The organism is Arachidicoccus ginsenosidivorans (assembly GCF_007971385.1).
GTDB classification, from domain to species: domain Bacteria; phylum Bacteroidota; class Bacteroidia; order Chitinophagales; family Chitinophagaceae; genus Arachidicoccus; species Arachidicoccus ginsenosidivorans.
Genome location: NZ_CP042434.1, coordinates 5026933 through 5045624, shown reverse-complemented (window position 1 = coordinate 5045624; position 18692 = coordinate 5026933). Strand labels below are relative to the sequence as shown.

Genomic DNA, 18692 nt, shown 5'->3' with positions numbered 1-18692 from the left:
ATCATTAATTGATTAGTCAAAATTAGAGTAGTTTCATTAATAATTAGTTACAGGTATATTTTATTAAATATAATATTTATAAAGTTTTTTTGATTTTTGCAATAAAAGATTTTATTTCGATAGAATAATGGCTGCAGATTATTTATCAATTAAATTTCAAGAACGATCGTTCGGGTACAAAAAATAATGCAGATATTTATAATGTGTACGATTATTATATTGATCAGTCAGGCTAAAAATTCAGCCAGTGAACCACATTTGAAGTAAAACTTAAATCTAAAACGAATAGAATGGGCAATAAGGAGCGTAATATTGAAGTTGAAAAGTTGGAGGCAAAGGATTCACATTTGGATTTGGATAACCAAATAGATACAAAGTTAGAAAACGAAACAAGACAAGTACAAGCGCACAAGATTTCCCGTAAAGAAGCCTTCAAGAAGATGGGTAGTCTCGCCCTTTTTCCCTTAGCTGCCAGTAAATTAGGTAATTTTAAAACTGATTGGGATGACAATCCAGTTACAGCATCTTTCAGAAAGCCTGGCCTTGGCACAGAAAACCTGAATATTCTGATGATCATGGATGATCAACATAGAGGAGATTTTCTAGGTTGTACTGGTGCCAGCTGGTTACAAACACCTAATATTGATGCACTAGCCAAAGAAGGTGCCTTATTTTATAATTTTTATTGTGCACTACCATCCTGCACACCTGCCAGAACCAGTCTACTGACTGGGCTCACCCCCTGGCATCATGGTATGCTGGGATACATGGATAATATTGCCCAGTATTATAAGCTGACATTGCCGCAGTTTTTCTCGCAAAACTGCTATGATACAATTGTCACAGGAAAAAACCATTTTGGACCTCCTAGAAATACGCAAGGCTATAAAACGATTAATCTGGAAGAAGGCTGGTACACAAAAATCCCAACGGGTTTATCTGTGATTATGAGGCGTGGTTTAATAAGATGGCGCCTGGTAAAGATATAAATGCTACGGGTCTGAGCTATAATGATGCACGCGGGGGGCGTCCATTTCCTTTTGCAGATAAGTTACATGCCACTCATTGGACAGCGGACAGAGCCATTGACTTTATCCAAAATAACCATATGGATAGCCCTTGGTTTTTGAAATTATCTTTCCAACGGCCCCATCCACCTTATGATCCTCCTAAACGTTGGATGGACTATTACACCCAGATGGATCTGCCGCAGCCCGAAGTAGGCGAATGGGCCAAAGATAAATATAAAGGCAAAGAGTCTACCATGGACAAGACACCTGAAGCCTCCAGTGCGATATTTCCAGAGGCAGAAATTAAGTCTTCAAGGGCAGCCTATGCTGGTTCAATCTCTTTTATGGATGAACAGCTGGGAAGAGTCATAAAAGCACTTAAAGCATCTGGTCAATATGAAAACACCTTTATTTTGTTCTTCTCTGATCATGGGGAAATGCTAGGTGATCAACATATGTATCGCAAATGCCGCCCTTATGACCCTCTGCCAAGATTCCACTCATTATGCGGTGGCCTACTAAAGCAGGTAATTTTACGTTTCCGCGTGGCCAACAAAGAGAAGAATTGGTGGAACTTCGGGATATACTTCCCACACTGGCGGATGTAGCAGGGTTACAATTGCCAAGTAAGGTAGATGGAGAAAGCGTTCTCAAAATTTTAAGAGGGGAGACTGGTTGGCGCAAGACGCTCTGTCTGGAACACAGTAAGTGTTATGAACCGGACAATGCCTGGATAGCCATCAGAGATAAACGCTATAAACTTATTTTCTTTACACTGACTGGACAGCAACAATTGTTTGATTTGCAAAAAGATCCCCATGAACTCCATAATTTGATTGGCAGCTCCCAAATTCAACAAGTATATAAGGCGTTATATAGTGCCCTTGCTGAGGAAATGAAAGAAAGAGGTGAAATTTGGGTGCAAAATGGCCGATTGCAGGTGCAAAAGACATCTATGATCGCCAGTCCGAATTACCCGAAGTATAGCTTCAATACAGGCTTTCAATATCACGCAGTCGATCACTCCGCAGTTTGATATCGCCTTGCGTTAACTGTAGGGCAACCCAAAAGCAAACCATTATTATTAAAATTTAGTATAAGTCCATAAATAACTTAAATAAAATTATAATATTAACTTAGGCTTCTATCCAACTCAAAATTTGGGCTATTCACAGCCAATTTTGAGTAAACCATTAATAGACAGGATCTTTATTATTATAAACAAATGTAATTTGAAAAAATCAATTGGCGCTACCAGCCAATACCATAATCCTCTCCGTTATTACTACTTCCTCCCAAAGACTTCCATGTTCATTATCAATAAATATTGCATTGAGCGGACCACTGGTACGCGTACCTAATGAAGGGGTATAACCCATTTTTTTTAAGGCTTCTATATCCGTTACTGGAGTGGATTTATCTAAGAGAATATGGCCAGTCCTGGGTTTACGGTCAGTAAGCTGCGTGCCTCCAAGCGATAACCACAGTTGATTGCTATTAATATTGGGCGCTTCTGTTGCCTCCTGCACGCTCATGCCGAACGTTACCATATTTAGAAAAAACTGTAGCTGATTTTGTTCCTGTGTGTCTCCGCCCTGCACAGCGAAAGAAAGATAAGGCCGGTTGTTTTCAAGGCCATTGTGGGCGTAAGCGTCACTCTTGGGCGTTTGCCTGGTGCAACTACATTGAAAGGATCGATTAGGCTATCCAGTACAAAACTTTGCATTCGCTGGCTCATACCCACACCAGTATGCCCGGCAATTACGCCTGGTATCCAACCTCCGCTGGGCGTGACAGAAACGACCCACCCTTCCTTGTCCGCCGCCTCAATACTCGTGGTTCCTCGCCAGAGCCTGTCCATGTACAGGCTATCATCTATAGAGGCTCTTTTTTGATGACTATAGGAAATGGCATCATGTGCCGGCACAAAACCGTCTGGACCTTTTAACTGATTAGAAGAACTGTCAAATGTCCGTTTTCTTCTCTTCAATAATTCTAGGAATGGATTTTTCTCGTTTTGAAAAGGGTAGGGATCTCCCGGGCCAGCGTGCGCATCGTTATAATTTGGGTTAATTCTCGCAGCCTGGGTCTTTGCATAGGCCTTACTGAGCAGCCCTTTGATGGGTACACTTGGCTGGAACCTAGGATCCCCATAGTAGAAGTCCCTGTCTGCAAATGCAAGGTTCATGGCTTGATATATCGTATGAATATATTGGACTGAGTTATATCCCATGCCTTTAAGGTCGAAATTTTCTAAAATATTAAGGCATTCCAATAAAGAAGGCCCTTGAGACCAGGGTTGAAGTTTATACACATCGATGCCTTTATAGTTCGTATGCAGCGGTTCTTCCTCTACCGGTTTCCAGTTCGCCAGATCCTCCATCGTAATCAGCCCGCCTTGCTGCTGCGCACCACGCACAAATTCTTTGGCAATATCACCCTTGTAAAACCGGTCATAGGCAGCCATAATGGCTGCCTCTCTTGATTTACCCGCTGCGAGCGCCTTGGTTTCAGCCTCCACCATCTTTTTTAAGGTAGCCAGCAGGTCTTTTTGAACAAAAATCTCACCAGGGGCTGGTCCTTCTCTTTTTTGTCCAGGATGTGTTATAAACACCGCCTTGCTATAGGGCCAGGTTTTGAGGCGTTTTTTGTTGCGTTCTATACTGCGGGAAGTCTCAGCGTCCATCGCATAACCAGCGGCCATTTCCATGGCGGGCGCCAAAACCTGCTTTAGGCTGAAAGTGCCGTATTTAGCTAGCATGTAACATAAACCGCCCGGCGTTCCAGGTGTCACGGCAGCTAAGGGGCCGTATTCAGGGGGAAATTATAGCCTTTGCTTTTAAAGAAAGCTGGTGTCGCCCCCGTAGGCGCAACACCCATGGCATTAATAGCAATTACTTTTTTGTATGAGGATTATAGATAAGTGCCTGAGTTTCCCCGCCCCAGCTCAGTACATCCCACATCGTACAGCCGGCTGCAAGCATAGCACAGGCTGCGTCCACCGCATTCCCGCCCTGGCCGAAAATAATGGCGCCAGCCTCTGCTGATAATGGCTTTCCCGTAATGGCCATCCAGTGTTTGCCATATAGACCAGGTTTCTCCGTTCTAAAATGAACAGGCCTTTGTGCGCCTGCTCCAAGTGCAAATAACATCAAGACATTTGTGAAAAAGAATGCCCAACTGTTCAATAGTAGTATTGACCTGCCAAATGGGTATTTAGCACATCTGCACTTGAGCAAAAGATCAGAATTATTGCCAGTAATTTTTTGCTTCATAATAAAATGGTGATATTTCGTGTGGGATAATTTGAATAGCCTTATTATCCTATAAAGTTACAATTATTATTGGTTGCAATTGTAAATACCGGAATAACTTTCGCATAGAATTGCGGAGGTCGTCAGCAATTATGTATACGCAAAAAACGCGTATAAGGTACATTCAATTGCCTTCATTTAAAGTCAGGTAAGAAGCAATCTTTGATTTCCAGAAATTTAACTAAGGGCAATAATTTTATTACAAAATTCGAGACGATCACTTTTAACTGCAACATACAACATAATAGTCTTCAAATAACTAAATATAACCCACTTTACAAGGTACAACCTATTGCGTCGTTACGACGGCCAGCGGCAGAACTATCATAATTTTGATTCATCAACCTCAAACTCGAAGCTGTTTTGTCAGAAATCGGACGTAATAAATTAATGCTAAACGACAAGACTAGACTATCGCCCTGCTTCATTTCAAAAATTCTCAGGGTGGCATGCCGCTTCTGTTTTTAAAAACTATTTTTTGCCCAGAACTATTCGCTTCATTAATGGTCCAGCCACACAATTCCAGCCTGTTTTTATAAAAATCATGCAAATTTCGCCTATTTTCAATATTCGTATAATACCGCAAATAAATATCCTCAACGTCATTTATTTTAAGATAATTTATGTAACTACGTTTACTGGGTTTAAATATCGGCAAATCGGGGTTCAATACTGGCCTATAATTCGTGTTAGTCATATTCATAGCGTGATGGTGCTTTTTGCCTTTCATTGCCCGATTTTATCATTGTCATTATTTGCGCAATTACTGAAAAGCATACAAAGCAGCAAACAAACGCTAAATAACCGACTCATATTAAAAATATTTAACCACATAATGCTCAAATTAATTTTTATTTAATATTAAAGGATAACAATCCATTTCTATAATGGCTCTTATTACCTTTACCACTAAGTCATCACAATGTTCAGCCCCGTAATCAAATAGACTTTCAAGATCAGAAATATCTGACAACATTTCTCGAAGTAAAGTCTTAGCTCGATGCAATCGAACCTTTATATTGGTTTTACTTAAACCAAGAATTTCAGAAACACATGCGGCAGTTAACCGCTCAACTTCAATCAAGATAAAAACCAAGCGCAATTTTTCAGGTAACGTGTCAATTGCATGTTGTATTTTGGTTTTAGACTCAAGCTGGATCATTTTTAATTCAGGGTGCATCCTTTCTGGAAAATTTAGCGTTTGTTCATATTCATCTATTATGAAGGCCGTCACCGATTTTTTTGCTCTCCTGAGATACATTAAAGACTCATTAATTCCGATTCTCACCAACCATGTCGAAAATGCAGAAGTTCCCTTAAATTCCCTTAATTTCAAATATGCCAATATATAAACATCTTGCATAATATCTTTAATTGTTTCATCCTCTTTTATATAGCTTCTGATAACTCGATACAACAATTGGTTGCATCTTCTCATGAGTATTTCATAATAATCCTTTTCACCATTTAAAATTCGTTTTATAACGTCCTGGTCGGAGATGTGCCTCCTTTCAATAATATCATTATTGCCCATTGAGTAATCCTTATAGTTATGCTTATATTGATTAGAGTACAAAACAGAAGTAGAGTTACAATAATAATTGATTTTATTCAATTTAGAACTGACCATCTTATTATTTCCGCAGCTGATCGTCTTACAAGGATGCATATTTTTATATACAGGATGCGGCATATTTTAACCTTACTACTGTCCAAAGCGGTCGCCAATAAAATAAAACTTCAATTTTTGTAACCAAATGTTGAATTCTGCATCCAACGTAGTATTACAAATAATCTTTTTATCAATTAAACCCTTATGTAATGAAAATGTATAAAAATGTAAATTCAACTTTGAATGTGGCTACAAAGTTTAAAATGGGCGTTATAGCCATTGGTTTGGCTCTAGTTGCCTGCTTTTCTGTTCAGGGTTGTAGCAAGGATGTGGCTGATAAGGATGCTGCTGCCAACAGCCAAGAGCTTAGAGTGGAGATGCGGCAGTTATGGGCTGAACATATGGAATGGACGTATGCGACTGTAGATGCGTTTTTTCATGATCAGGCTGGATTAGGCCCTAAATTAAATCGACTGTTACAAAATCAACAAGATATCGGTAATTCAATAAAACCTTATTTTGGAGATGCGGCAGGGGAGAAATTAGCCAAATTATTAACAGACCACATACAGCTGGCGGTTCCTGTATTATCAGCAGCGCAAAATGCAGATAATGCAGCCTTAGAGGAAGCGCTTGATAACTGGTATGCAAACGCTCAAGAAATCGGTGATGATTATGCGAATCTTAATCCAAAAGCCTGGGATCAGGAAGCACTTAGAGATATATGGAAAACACATATTACCCAAACAGTAGGCTACAGTGTTGCCTTATTGCAAAATAATTTGGACGACGCTATCGTGCAATATCAACAGGCCTATGATCACATGATGGAGATGGCAGACGAAATGACTGAAGGTCTCCAAAATAAATAATCAATTTTTCTATTTAAAGAGCAATCGTGTATGGTGTCACAGTTTAGATATCCATCGGGTTTATTATAAAATTCATCCAAGGTGTTTCAATAGGAAAATTAGAGCGCAATAAAAAATCCCGCTATCTTGATTGGCTGATCAGCCACAAGACAGCGGGATAGTTGACAGTTGTTTTAAGGATGTTAATTACATCGTTATGGCATGATCCATATTTTATTTGTATTCAGATCACTGCCATTGGTTGCGGCCCTCCAGTTTTGGGTATTATAGCTTTGCTCATCATCAGGATAAACAAAACGAACCTTTCCAGCAAAATTCGTATTATAATAATTTGTATTTGAAGAGGACATAGGTGTTTTGTTGCCCGTCCTGCGCTGTAAGGTCCAGGCGTCCCATGGTTGTCTGTATTGGTCGATCCAAAGCTGTGCGTATATCTTTTTCAGAGAACCGGATACATCGCTGGGGTCATATTTGACCTTAGCATTGGCGAGCAATGCAGACAATACTGTTCCAGATACTGTTGCTGCACCTGGTTTGCCTTCCTCCCAAATGGGAGAATTATAGGCAATGGATGTCCACATATTTACCGAGGCTTTAATACCGGCCTCATATTCAGCTTTCGCTGTACTTTGATTGGCGGTGACACCTAATCCACGATTAAACACCTCTGCCTTTAACAAATGTACCTGTGCTGCAGTAAGCATAAGCTCAGGTACATTTTCTATATCCTGTTCAAAATAAAGATTGACTGGGGAATAGATACAGCCGGCTCCTTTGTTATCCCAATCAGTAAATCTTTTAGTATCATACGGCGCACCACCTTCAGCGGGTGTTCCTGTTGGAGGATTCTGGGGGTAAGCGGCCCATTTGCCTGCATTGTTAGGCTCATAGAAGATTTTACATCTGGGATCAAATATATCTGAGCCATCGGTCGCATTGCCGTCAGACATGAGATTCCACATCGTACTGCCCATACGTAAGTAACAGTTAGCAGAAAAAGACCATTGACGCCAATCAAACTTTAAGCCATTTATCTTTTGGGGCCATAGCCCAATATCTTCCCCATCTGACAATAAGGGTTTGTCCAAAGCAGCCTTTATTTCGGGACCAGCGGTAGTGGCATCTTTATCATACATGGTGACGGCCACTTCCAGCCGCAGACTATTGGCAAATTTTATCCAAGTGGCAATATCGCCATCCAAAAAGGTCTCGTAAGCGCCCACTGAATATTGATTGCCAGAAGTCGTAAAATGAGCGATTGCCCAATCCAGATCCGTAAGGATAGAAGTATAAATATCCTTTTGTGATTCATAAGGTACTTTATAGCTGGAAGCGCCCTTTAAAGGAGCATATCCAGCACCTTCTAGGGGCATATCTCCATAATAATTACTCGTCTTGTAGGTCTTGTAAGCCATGATCGTTTTTAACATAGCATACAAGTTATCAAAGCGATCGCTGGCTGAATCGGCAATTCTTTGCTCCAATAGTCGGTAATTGGCCAACGTCTGGTAATAATTGGACCATACAGCACTTTTTGCATTGTCATAAGGATAGGCACCTGAAGTAACAATGGCCTGTTGAGTAATTGGATAGATCCAGGAATTAAAAACGGATTGCTCTCCTCCGGTCAGCGGCAGAGAACTGACCACCAGATTATATAATTCAGGTGTAGTTGCGTTTGTGGCATCCTTGTGTGGTGTGTTGATCTTTTCAAAATTCTTTGTACAAGCTGTAACAAAGAGCAATCCCAGGATCACCACCAGGCAACTTTTGCTATATTTTAATATGTTATTCATAATAGTAAATTTGAACGGGTGATTTAAATTAAAACTGAACCTTTATGGAGAAACCATAATCCCTGGTCCAGGGATATTCAGCCCATTGAACGCCTTGTCCATTTCCGATGCCATTGATTGCCTCTGGATTCAGATGATCTGGCAGTGAGGTATAAAGGTAGAAAAGGTTTCTTCCAACTAGAGAAATGTCCAAACCCTGGATGACTTTTGTACGTTGTATCCATTTTTGTGGCACATGATAACTTAAAGTTACTTCACGGAGTTTAATCCAGGTGTTGGTAAAAATCGCATTGCTTCTAGGCATAGGTATATTAGACCACGCTTCATATTGACCTGCGTACTTCCATAAATAATTAACAACATCAGTATTGGGTGTACCATCGGCAAATACACCATCCAAAATCACACCGCTGTTAGCTGTTGTGCCATCAGGAAAAGTATAGGGTAATCCGCCGCCATCTCTTTCTTTTAGCGTTTCGGGGGATAAACCAGTGCCCATTGCCGCAGAATAATCGCCAGACCAGATTTGACCACCTAGTTTAAAATCAGTCAGAAAATAGAGGCTAAAGTTTTTATAGCGAAAGGTATTGCTCAACCCACCAGTTAATTTAGGAGTGGCATTACCAATTGGTACTAAATCCTGGGTGGTTACATATTGCGTACCCACAACTTTTGTTGGATCTGATTTATCATAAACAGGCTTGACTACCTTTTTGCCATCTAAATAAGTATAATCATATCCATAGATGGTACCGTAATTTTCTCCCTCTTTTACATACATTTCAACGCCACTTACGCCCCACAGGTCCTGAATCGGGTATTTGTCAATACCTTCTGCCAGCGAAATCACCTTATTTTGGTTATGAGCTCCATTAAGTACCAGATCCCATCCAAAGTTTTTAGAACGAATGGCACTAGCCCGAACAATAAATTCAAAGCCCTGGTTGGACAATTCCCCGGTATTAAAAGTGACTTTTTGAGCACCCGATGACCAGGCTAGATTACCTTGTAATATCTGACTTGTCGCCTTGGTTTTATAATAGGTAAAATCAAAATTAAGTCTGTTTTTTAAAATGGAGGCTTCCAAACCAACTTCATATGAAGAGTTGCGTTGAGGCACTAAAAACCCTGCTGGTGGCAGAACACTTTGATAACCACGAACAGGAACACCGCCAAAAGCTGTGGGTGCTGTCCCATTCAAATAATTAGAGATCACATTGGAACTATACGTATAAGTTGATAGGTACGGATCGGTTCCATTAGCAGATCCGGATGCGGATACGCGAAGTTTGCCATAATCCAGCCATGAAAGGTTTTTCATGGATTTGATAGATTGCGTAAACACCCAGCTCAAACTAGCTGAAGGGAAGAAATAAGAAGAAGTTTCAACAGGCAGGGTAGAGGACCAGTCATTACGTCCACTAACCTGTAAGAATAGATAGTCGTTATAAGATAAATTCAATATTCCAAATAAGGAATTGATATTATAATCATTCCAGACTTCCGTAGGTGCACTTAGGCCTGCTGCGGTTGTATTAGAAAGAAAATACTTATAAGGGACAGACCAGGGATTGGTACTTGCTTGACCATATGTCGCCCCAGGTTCCCCGCTGTTCCATGCACTGTTGTCATAGCTGCGACTTTTCAAGGCACTATTCCCAACCATCAAGCTGGCATTCAGGCCACTGGTTAGAAAGTTATCCTTATGTATTGTGGTAAATAATTCCAGATTGACATCCTTGTTTTGAATACTTTCCATGCCATACTGGCCTTCCACACCTGCTGCATCGATGGGCGTGTATTTACTCTCAATATCCGTGGTCGCATAATTAATAGAACTGCGTCCGGTGATGTTTAGCCAAGGTAGCAAATCGGCTGACAATTTAAGAGAGCCAAGTAACTGATTGCGACTCAGACTTTGATTTTGCTCAAAGACATGCCAGAAAAGATCCTGTGCCCAGTTATTATTATAGGGATAAAAACCAAAGGCAGAACTACTGGTGAAAATATTTTTGCTGCCGTCTGGATTTTTATAACTATCAAATTCCAAAGGTTTATAGTCTCTGGACATATTGTAAATTGTAAATTGACTCCAGCCATTGTCATTAGCAATATCAGGTACGTTCAATCGGTGATAGTTGGTATATGTACCAGTCACCTCAGCAGTTAATTTATTGGAGATCTTGAAATTACCACCAAAGTTGAATGTATTCTGATTATAATCACTATTTTGTATTATAGCCGAATTGTCTTGTCTTGTGTAAGCCACCCTAAAACTGCCCCAATCGCCAGCATTACTGAAGGACACATTATGTGAAGTGGTATGCCCGGTTCTGTAAAAAGCACTCCTATTGTCCGGCTGAGGATCCCATTTGCGTTTTACGCCATCCCACCAAATAATTTCAGTTCCATCTAATTTATGTCCCCAGGAAGCTGCAGGACCGTACCAGCTAAAAACATCCCAGGAAGAATAACCTCCAGGAATAGGGCCGCCTATTTCATAGGCATCGCCAGCAGGGGTGCCGTCCCAGGGATAATTACCAGGATAACGTAATTGACCATCAGCTGTTTTGGGAAAATCCAGATTGGCTGACCACATCGCATTAGCACCTCCATATCCGTATTTGTTTTGTACATCCTGATACTGATAAGGATCTGTCGCATAAGTGGAGAAATTATAATCCAGTCCAAGTCCGGGTCTCGTTTTCCCTTTTTTAGTCGTAATCAGAATGACGCCATTGGAGCCTCTGGCGCCATAAAGGGCGGCGGCAGAAGCGCCTTTAAGTACTGTAATGTCTTCAATATCGTCACTATTCAAAGAGTTAAGAAATGACCCCCAGTCCTTAGGGCTAACCAGATCGGTGCTATTGGTCGTAGCTGATTGTCCGCCAATAGGATTATTTTGCACCTGGATGCCATCTACGACAATTAAAGGCTGATTGCTTCCCAATATGCTATTATTTCCTCTAATAACAATTCTGGACGAGTTTCCCTGTACGCCATTAGATTGCGTGATATTCAAACCCGCCGATTTCCCCATTAGGCCACTGGCAAGATCAGGTGCGCTTGCTTTAGTTATATCATCGCCAGTAACTTTTTGAACGGAGTAGCCAATGGATTTGGCTTCTCTTTTAATCCCGAGTGCCGTTACTATGACGTCAGTTCCTGCTGAAGCATCAGCACTGCTTTGCATCATTACCTGTAATGTGGATGAAGTGACGGCTATCGTTAAAGGTATTAATCCAATATGGGTAATCATAAGTGAATCACCGATGGCGGCCTGAATCTCGAAACGACCATCATCTTTGGAGATTGCGTAATGACTACTACCTTTAACTTTGATGGTCGCATTCGTAACAGGACTCCCTTGATCTGATTGGATCACACCGTGAATTGTCTGATTTTGTGCAATAGCCCCTTGCCAGGCAAAGGACATCAACAGCAGTAACAGCATAATTCTGCTGGCGAGGCACCTGCTCCTTGTGTTATTTTTTTTCATGGACAGATTTTTTTTGGTAAATAAATAGAAATTGAAATTCAATGAAGTGATGCTAGGAAATTGGGTTGTAATTGTGGTTAAATGAATGTATTATTATTGAGATTTGATTTTTTTATTGGGCACGCCCTGGATGGCGTTTTTCTGATAATATGCTCTTCAATTAAAAAAATAAATTTTATTTTGGTTTGTTATGTTTGAAAGACGGCAGACCTTGGCTTAAAATAGGAGCTAGCTCCTCAGCGGATGTTTGATCCATAACCAGAATGGCTGCTCCGAAAAGTCCAGCATCTTTATGCATTTCTGATACTTCAATTTTTGTACTTTGTATTAAAGTAGGAATGCAAAAGGTATTCAATGCCTGCCAAATAGGCGGAAGCCAAAGCTGCCCTATTTCTGCGCACCTTCCACTAAGTATTATTTTGGCAGGATTAAGCAAATGAATGATGATGGCTATGCCTCTTCCTATATTATAACCAGATTCAGAAATGATTTCCATAATCAGCGAGTCACCCTTGGCTGCTGCCTTTAGGAATGCCTGACTTTTTAGCTGATGATCCTCTGACTCTATGATACTACGTGAAATAGAGCAGGCATGACCCGCGGCCATTTTTGAGGCCGCCTGATCTATCATATAAGTCAACGAGGATTCAGTTTCCAAACAACCAGTTTTACCGCAACTGCATAGTTTGCCATTTGCGAAAAGCGCAATATGACTAAATTCACCCGCAAACCCACTCTGGCCTCTGAATAATTGCCCCTGAATAATCATTCCTAGCCCAATACCCCAACTTAAATTGACCACCATGGCATTACCTACATTTGCTGCCTTACCTATCGTCTGTTCTGCAAGTGCAATAATTGAAGAGTCGTTTTCTATATATACAGGAATATTGGTCGCCTTTTGGATGACAGCGCAAATGTTGGCACCAAGAAATGTATAATTTATCCCCTTTGCAGGGTTGATAAATCCAGGCATACCGATACCAATGCCAATAATCCGATTGGAAGGAATATACTTTTTGTCAATAACTGCTAAAATTCTATCTGTCAGAAATTGTAGTGGATCAGGATGAGTATTTAAATTCAGTTCAAAATAAATAGTGGGACAAACTGGAGAATTAGCTGCATTCAGTAAGGAAATTTTGGTTACAAACTGATCCATGGCAATGGCCATGATATAAAAAGTATCCGCTTTTAACTCATATAAGACAGGTCGTCGTCCGCCACTTGAAGGTGCAAGTCCTTTTTCTACAACGATATTTTCTTGTGTGAGCTCTGATAACATTTTTACAACGAGCGTAAAACTTCTGCCGATTTTTATGACTAAATCTGCTGCAGATTGTGGCCCGTTTATAAAAAGCGCCCGTAGGATATCCCTCTTGTAAAAATGCGATTTTTGCATAATACCAGGCTTTATTGTTAACAAATTAATTAATAATGGTAGGTTAAAGTTAATGGTTTCTTTTTATAAAAAATAAAAAGAATTTTAAAAATGTTGAAAATAAATATAAATAATGAACATTTTGGGCAAATAATTATTATATTTCAAGCATTTATAATTATATTTAAATAAAATTTTACTTAATGATTATAAAATAATGTTAAGGAATAACAACCCAAACAGCCTAAATTTTGAATGTTTTATTCTTCATTATTGGCTCAATTAATTTGAGATTTTAAATTTTGATGATAAATAATCAGTACAATTAAACTTTGTTCTGGAACTCCATTTCATTAAATAAACGACCAAAAATTACCCCCTAGCTAATAAATTATCCATATTTTTGTACCAACAATCAATTTTATTGCTGGCCATGATTAAAAATTTCCTGGATTTGGAATGCGATTGCGCTTAAATAAATGTCCGCTCAGAAAATTGATAAAATAAAAATTATCAACCTTTCTGACTTAACCTTTTAGGGGAGTATTAGTTTAATTTAAATATGTTTCAAATATGACACTTATTTCAAAAAGACAATATGGCTTAGGCTGCTGCATAAAATATGCCTGGGAAATCAAAAAAGATATGATCTCCTTTTTGCTAGGGACCCTTAATACTGGCCGTTTCATAACTTTCCAGTATACCATGATGAGGAAATTAAATGGCTTTACAATGAGTTGCCTTGTATGTATATGGGCAGCAGGAATATTAATTGTTCACAACTTTGTTAGCCTAAAAAATAAAAAACCATTTTATGAAAATGCTAAATAACAATATTGAAGAAGATTATGTCAGTTTTAAACTGGCCCAGAAACTTGTAAGAAAGGGATTTACTCAAATACCGGCAGTGGGTACCTTCGCTATCCTGTATAACGAAAATGGAGATCCGGTTACCTATGAAAACTATGCGCTTAAAAATTCAGGATTAGAGGATGGCTTTATTCCAAGACCTACATTGCAAATGGCGATTAAATGGATATGGATAAATTTTCATTACCATATTGAAATACCCCATATTATTGGAGTGTATTACTGGGAGATAAACCAGACAAACATAAAAAATTACATACCTATGGAGGCTAACGACAATTTCAAAACCCCTGTCGAGGCTATGGAAGATGCCATAAATTATGCACTCACAAAATTGATTAAATGATTATAACCCATATAAGTGATCTTCACGGCAAACAGGATGAATTACAAATTCCAGCATCTGACCTCCTAATTGCTACAGGAGACTATGGGCCAGGCAGGACGAACCTGGCAGATATGATTCGGTTTATTGAATGGCTACATAAGCAGCCGGCAAGGAAAAAAGTATTTATTGCTGGCAACCATGACATTCCATTATCCAGGACACTTCCTCCTGAATTCAATACGGACAGCGTAGCAAGAGAACTGCATCGCGACAAATGGCATGCAGTTATGGCTAATATTAATCAATACCCGGACATTAAATATCTTGAAGATGAAACCTACGTTTGGGAAGGACTCACGATTCATGGCATGCCTTGGAGTCCGAAGTTCCATCCTGAAAGATGGGCTTTCAATGCAAATGAGCAACAAATGACCAAGCATTTAGCGAAAATACCCTCTGCGGTAGAAATACTCCTGTCTCATGGCCCAGCTTATGGTTATATGGATCTCATCCCTCAAGAGTATGCCCAGCCAAAGGAAGATCTGCACCGAGGTTGTAAAAAAACACTGGAAGTTATGCAAAAAAGGCTTAAAAAGCTAAAATTATTTGCTTTCGGACATATACATGAAAGTGTCACAGCCAACAGAACCGGATGCGATAATTATGGTATTAGAATGGTTAGAATTACCAATACAAGGAGCGTTCTTTTCAGTAATGGTGCCGCCGTGGACAATGAATATAAAGTTGTCAACCGTAAACCCTTATCCATAAATTTATAAGAATACAAAACCTGAATATAGTTAGAAACAATCAAAGGGAATGCTTGAAAGATTAGCAGGTTTCTTTAATTGAGGCAATAGGGATTACCTAGTAATAAGGTCCCAGGCCATAACTTAAGCTTTTATAAAAGGATTTGCTGCCATGGCAGGGGAGACCCCCAAACTAGAACTAAGAAAAAAAACTTGACCAGCACAGTACAGGATGGTTAAACAAACGGACAATAGTAAATTTGAAAAGGAAAACATTTTTGACTCGAGGCATGTATTATTACAAGAGCGTGTGCACTACCGGCTAGCAATAGGCCAATATAAGGCATTTTGATTTGGCAGTATAGGTACAGTGGGTGGTAGGAGCCTGGAGCCATACCGCAATGGCCAAAGCTTTGTGAAAGTATTAAAAAGACACCTTCCCTTATTTGTAAGGGATAGTAATAGAAATAATATTTGGTTTGAAACACAAAAGGTATATAAGCTTACAAACATCAAATTATTTTCATGAAAACAAAACAGATTTTACTACTGGGCTGCCTTTCGCTCTTTCAGGGTTTTACGCTATTGCAAGCACAACCTGTGCTTGAAACTGGAAAAGGAAAAATGCCGGACGCATGGATTGATAAAGCCACCGGTCATCTGGTAAGGCGATTAATAAATACGCCAGGCAATCACCGCAGTTTTTATTTTCATAATAATCCATTTGTGGATGGCAAAATGGTGTATTATGGCAGTGATATTATTCCTAGGGATACCAGTTTTGGAGCAGATGGTTATGTATATCATCCAAAGCAAAATCCATACAATAATCAAATTTATACCTATGACCTTAAAACGGGAAAATCTCGCCAACTAACGCATAAAGCCAATAGTATGGCAGGAGAAATCGTCAGCAGGCTCAATCATGAAGCTTATTTTCAGATAAAAGACAGCGTTTTTGGGGTAAATGTCAATACGGGCAAACTAAAACTGGTTTTTGTTTTTCCGGATGATTTTAAGGCAAATATTACCACCGTGAATGCAAATGGTAAATTACTGGCCGGTGCGTATGCCACACCCGCAGAGAAAGAAATTTCTAGAAAATATCCACAAAAAGGATCGTATTTTAACCGGATATATGAGGCCAGATTACCTAGGACATTATTTACGATAAATATCCAAACCGGTAAACTCAGCAAAATATTTACAGATAGCGCCTGGCTGAACCATGTGCAGTTTTCTCCAACCGATCCCGATTTACTCATGTTTTGCCATGAAGGTCCTTGGCACAAGGTGGATAGGATCTGGACGATAAATGTCATTAAAAGAGATACGCCTCGTCTAATCCATAAACGTACCATGGATATGGAAATTGCAGGACATGAATGGTTTAGTTCAGATGGTAAATATATCTGGTATGATTTACAATTGCCCAGAGGCAAAGATTTTTATGTGGATGGAACCGAACTGGCAACAGGAAAGGAAGTTAAGTATCATCTCACCAGAAATGAGTGGTCTGTGCACTACACCAGTAGTTGGGATCAAACTCATTTTGCAGGGGATGGCGGTGCCCGGCGTTCGGTGGCAAATGCCCCTGACGGCAAATGGCTCTATTATTTTACACCTGAAGGCGATCACTTTTCATCAGAAAAACTCGTGGATCTAAACGAACATGATTATAAGTTAGAACCGAATGTTCATTTTTCACCTGATGGCAAATGGATTATATTCAGGGCAAATTTTGAAGGACACACCGATATGTATGAAGTCAAAATAGCCAAATAGAAAATACAACTCTTTTAACGTGGGCGATTGATTGAACCACTATCTTCTTTAGCAAGATTTCGATATGGAAATATGTAGTACCTGAATACATCAAAATCGCTAATAACCGGTATTACCGGGTCAAGGTGGAGTCTGACAAATACTTGTAGTCCTGACCACCGTGATATGGCGTAGCTTTAATGCCAATAAATCCAACTTTGCTAATTTTAAATAGGCTGATAATAAAAGTAATCCCTGAATAATTTAGATTATTAAGGGATCACTTAATTTAAAATTATAGCTGTTTTTCCATGCTTGGCATGGATTGCTGGATTGCAAGATTTTTGAAATGCAGGCCAGGTCAAGGTCAATCACTTCAGCAAAAAATGCCACAGTCTATTCTTTACCTTTATTTAAAAACCAAATTTTAATCTTTACACGCTTCTTCTAATCATTGTTTCATATCCGTTATGCATCCTTCTCGGCATTACGACACCACATTAACCTCACTACGTGTTTATATTTTTCTGGAGTGGAGGGTTAATCCTCCAAAGCAAAATCCGATAACACGGTGGAATATCCACGGGACTACATAAAACATCAAAATATGGATATGCAGAAACTTATTCTTAGAATTCAATAATTACACCCTGACCAAAGCAATTTTTTAAACCAGATCCAAATTCGCATTTTGGACTTCCCTGTTATTAACCCATTGATTGATTTGTCTTTATTTAAGATTTGAAGCCATAACCTTGTTAATGAATGTCAAATAAACAACAAATACTTGTTTAATCAAGGGCGAAAAAGCCAAAAGACTGTCAAAAGCATATTAAATTGTAATCTCAAATTAACAAAACGACACCACCTATGGAATTCAAATCCTGCTACAGGTTTTCTTATGACATAGTGTGGAACCGTTCAATCTAAATAAAAATGAAAGCTTTTACTTACATAACCTAAGTAGAAACCTTTTAAATTAACTAAAAGGAGGTATAATTGATTTTAGAACACCTGAATTTTTTATAAAACGGCTGACACTTAACCGTATTTTTAAAACCTATTAATGCAAACGATTACGCTATAAATTCATTATTAGATTTAAATTACTGACATATAATAAGATGCAAGTCTGGTAAACCTGCCGCAAAACCTCATGTTTGTTTTGCAAATCTTTTGTAAGGAATGTAATTGGATTGGTGATGAATCCTAAACACTTATAAAATAAACATCTACTCACTACACTAGAATTAGAGGCACAAACCTTTGTTTGCTCTTCTTTCCTAAATGCCATACTGGTAGCAGAAGCCCTGCCACCAGGCAGAAATTTTATGGACGTACTTAAACCAGCATAGAACTGGTTTTCCCACGCTTAAAAACGCAAACGATTGCGTTAAGGCAGGGTAAGGGACGGTTTGTCTTATTTCTGCCAAAAAATCAAAATAATTGAATTTAAATCATGGATAAAATGCATAGAAGTGCTGAGCTAATTCTAGG

12 protein-coding genes and 1 pseudogene are annotated in these 18692 nt (G+C 39.3%); 7 read left to right on the top strand and 6 right to left on the bottom strand.

Translation table 11 applies throughout. The annotated features are described in order from the left end of the window. Window positions 1–290 precede the first annotated feature (290 nt). Genes FSB73_RS27040 through FSB73_RS20230 form a run of 3 tightly spaced genes read left to right on the top strand, consistent with a single transcriptional unit; the run spans window position 291 to window position 2046 of the window. A complete protein-coding gene (locus FSB73_RS27040) occupies window positions 291–989 on the top strand; it encodes a sulfatase-like hydrolase/transferase (RefSeq protein ID WP_146786452.1) in 699 nt (232 codons plus the stop codon). Then, window positions 968–1618, top strand: a complete 651-nt coding sequence (locus FSB73_RS27035) for a sulfatase-like hydrolase/transferase (protein ID WP_146786449.1) — start codon at window positions 968–970, stop codon at window positions 1616–1618. Before FSB73_RS27040 ends, FSB73_RS27035 begins: the two co-directional genes overlap by 22 nt. Beyond that, window positions 1516–2046: a sulfatase/phosphatase domain-containing protein gene (locus FSB73_RS20230; RefSeq protein ID WP_146786447.1), complete on the top strand. Its 531-nt coding sequence runs from the start codon at window positions 1516–1518 to the stop codon at window positions 2044–2046. The genes FSB73_RS27035 and FSB73_RS20230 overlap by 103 nt, the downstream gene beginning before the upstream one ends. Window positions 2047–2251: 205 nt before the next feature. Here FSB73_RS20230 and FSB73_RS20225 read toward each other — a convergent pair. From FSB73_RS20225 to FSB73_RS20220, 3 genes and pseudogenes are all read right to left on the bottom strand, one after another. Then, window positions 2252–3771 (bottom strand): annotated as a pseudogene (locus FSB73_RS20225) (gamma-glutamyltransferase family protein). A 133-nt stretch (window positions 3772–3904) separates the two neighbouring features. Next, window positions 3905–4285, bottom strand: coding sequence for a hypothetical protein (locus tag FSB73_RS25720; protein WP_225974211.1), 381 nt, complete (start codon window positions 4283–4285; stop codon window positions 3905–3907). Window positions 4286–5168: 883 nt separating this feature from the next. Further along, complete coding sequence (locus FSB73_RS20220; RefSeq protein ID WP_158639631.1) at window positions 5169–5858, bottom strand: sigma-70 family RNA polymerase sigma factor; 690 nt, start codon at window positions 5856–5858, stop codon at window positions 5169–5171. 287 nt (window positions 5859–6145) lie between these two features. Here FSB73_RS20220 and FSB73_RS20215 point away from each other — a divergent pair, with 287 nt between their 5' ends. Continuing rightward, window positions 6146–6808 (top strand): hypothetical protein, encoded by a 663-nt coding sequence (locus tag FSB73_RS20215; protein WP_146786442.1) that lies wholly within the window; start codon window positions 6146–6148, stop codon window positions 6806–6808. Between the two features lie 194 nt (window positions 6809–7002). Here FSB73_RS20215 and FSB73_RS20210 read toward each other — a convergent pair whose 3' ends face one another. The 3 genes from FSB73_RS20210 to FSB73_RS20200 form a co-directional block, all read right to left on the bottom strand. Continuing rightward, window positions 7003–8604 carry a SusD/RagB family nutrient-binding outer membrane lipoprotein gene (locus tag FSB73_RS20210; RefSeq protein WP_146786439.1) on the bottom strand — a complete coding sequence of 534 codons (1602 nt, stop codon included), beginning with the start codon at window positions 8602–8604 and terminating at the stop codon, window positions 7003–7005. Window positions 8605–8632: 28 nt separating this feature from the next. After that, window positions 8633–12103 carry a SusC/RagA family TonB-linked outer membrane protein gene (locus tag FSB73_RS20205; RefSeq protein WP_146786436.1) on the bottom strand — a complete coding sequence of 1157 codons (3471 nt, stop codon included), beginning with the start codon at window positions 12101–12103 and terminating at the stop codon, window positions 8633–8635. A gap of 175 nt (window positions 12104–12278) precedes the next feature. Next, the gene (locus tag FSB73_RS20200; protein ID WP_146786433.1) at window positions 12279–13505 is read right to left on the bottom strand and encodes an ROK family protein; all 1227 of its coding nucleotides are present in this window, start codon (window positions 13503–13505) and stop codon (window positions 12279–12281) included. A 793-nt stretch (window positions 13506–14298) separates the two neighbouring features. Between FSB73_RS20200 and FSB73_RS20195 the strand changes: the two genes are divergently transcribed. From FSB73_RS20195 to FSB73_RS20185, 3 genes are all read left to right on the top strand, one after another. Continuing rightward, a complete protein-coding gene (locus tag FSB73_RS20195; protein ID WP_146786430.1) occupies window positions 14299–14700 on the top strand; it encodes a hypothetical protein in 402 nt (133 codons plus the stop codon). Then, on the top strand, window positions 14697–15461 hold the full coding sequence (locus FSB73_RS20190; RefSeq protein WP_146786427.1) for a metallophosphoesterase family protein: 765 nt from the start codon (window positions 14697–14699) through the stop codon (window positions 15459–15461). The genes FSB73_RS20195 and FSB73_RS20190 overlap by 4 nt, the downstream gene beginning before the upstream one ends. Window positions 15462–15956: 495 nt before the next feature. Beyond that, entirely contained in the window at window positions 15957–17216 is a 1260-nt protein-coding gene (locus FSB73_RS20185) for an oligogalacturonate lyase family protein (RefSeq protein WP_146786424.1), read from the top strand. The last annotated feature ends 1476 nt before the right edge of the window (window positions 17217–18692 follow it).

What these genes read in the sequence shown, in the direction of transcription:
- FSB73_RS27040 (WP_146786452.1), top strand. Translation starts at nt 291, where the DNA reads ATGGGCAATAAGGAGCGTAATATTGAAGTTGAAAAGTTGGAGGCAAAG.
- FSB73_RS27035 (WP_146786449.1), top strand. Translation starts at nt 968, where the DNA reads ATGGCGCCTGGTAAAGATATAAATGCTACGGGTCTGAGCTATAATGAT.
- FSB73_RS20230 (WP_146786447.1), top strand. Translation starts at nt 1,516, where the DNA reads ATGCGGTGGCCTACTAAAGCAGGTAATTTTACGTTTCCGCGTGGCCAA.
- FSB73_RS25720 (WP_225974211.1), bottom strand. Translation starts at nt 4,285, where the DNA reads ATGAAGCAAAAAATTACTGGCAATAATTCTGATCTTTTGCTCAAGTGC.
- FSB73_RS20220 (WP_158639631.1), bottom strand. Translation starts at nt 5,858, where the DNA reads ATGGGCAATAATGATATTATTGAAAGGAGGCACATCTCCGACCAGGAC.
- FSB73_RS20215 (WP_146786442.1), top strand. Translation starts at nt 6,146, where the DNA reads ATGAAAATGTATAAAAATGTAAATTCAACTTTGAATGTGGCTACAAAG.
- FSB73_RS20210 (WP_146786439.1), bottom strand. Translation starts at nt 8,604, where the DNA reads ATGAATAACATATTAAAATATAGCAAAAGTTGCCTGGTGGTGATCCTG.
- FSB73_RS20205 (WP_146786436.1), bottom strand. Translation starts at nt 12,103, where the DNA reads ATGAAAAAAAATAACACAAGGAGCAGGTGCCTCGCCAGCAGAATTATG.
- FSB73_RS20200 (WP_146786433.1), bottom strand. Translation starts at nt 13,505, where the DNA reads ATGCAAAAATCGCATTTTTACAAGAGGGATATCCTACGGGCGCTTTTT.
- FSB73_RS20195 (WP_146786430.1), top strand. Translation starts at nt 14,299, where the DNA reads ATGAAAATGCTAAATAACAATATTGAAGAAGATTATGTCAGTTTTAAA.
- FSB73_RS20190 (WP_146786427.1), top strand. Translation starts at nt 14,697, where the DNA reads ATGATTATAACCCATATAAGTGATCTTCACGGCAAACAGGATGAATTA.
- FSB73_RS20185 (WP_146786424.1), top strand. Translation starts at nt 15,957, where the DNA reads ATGAAAACAAAACAGATTTTACTACTGGGCTGCCTTTCGCTCTTTCAG.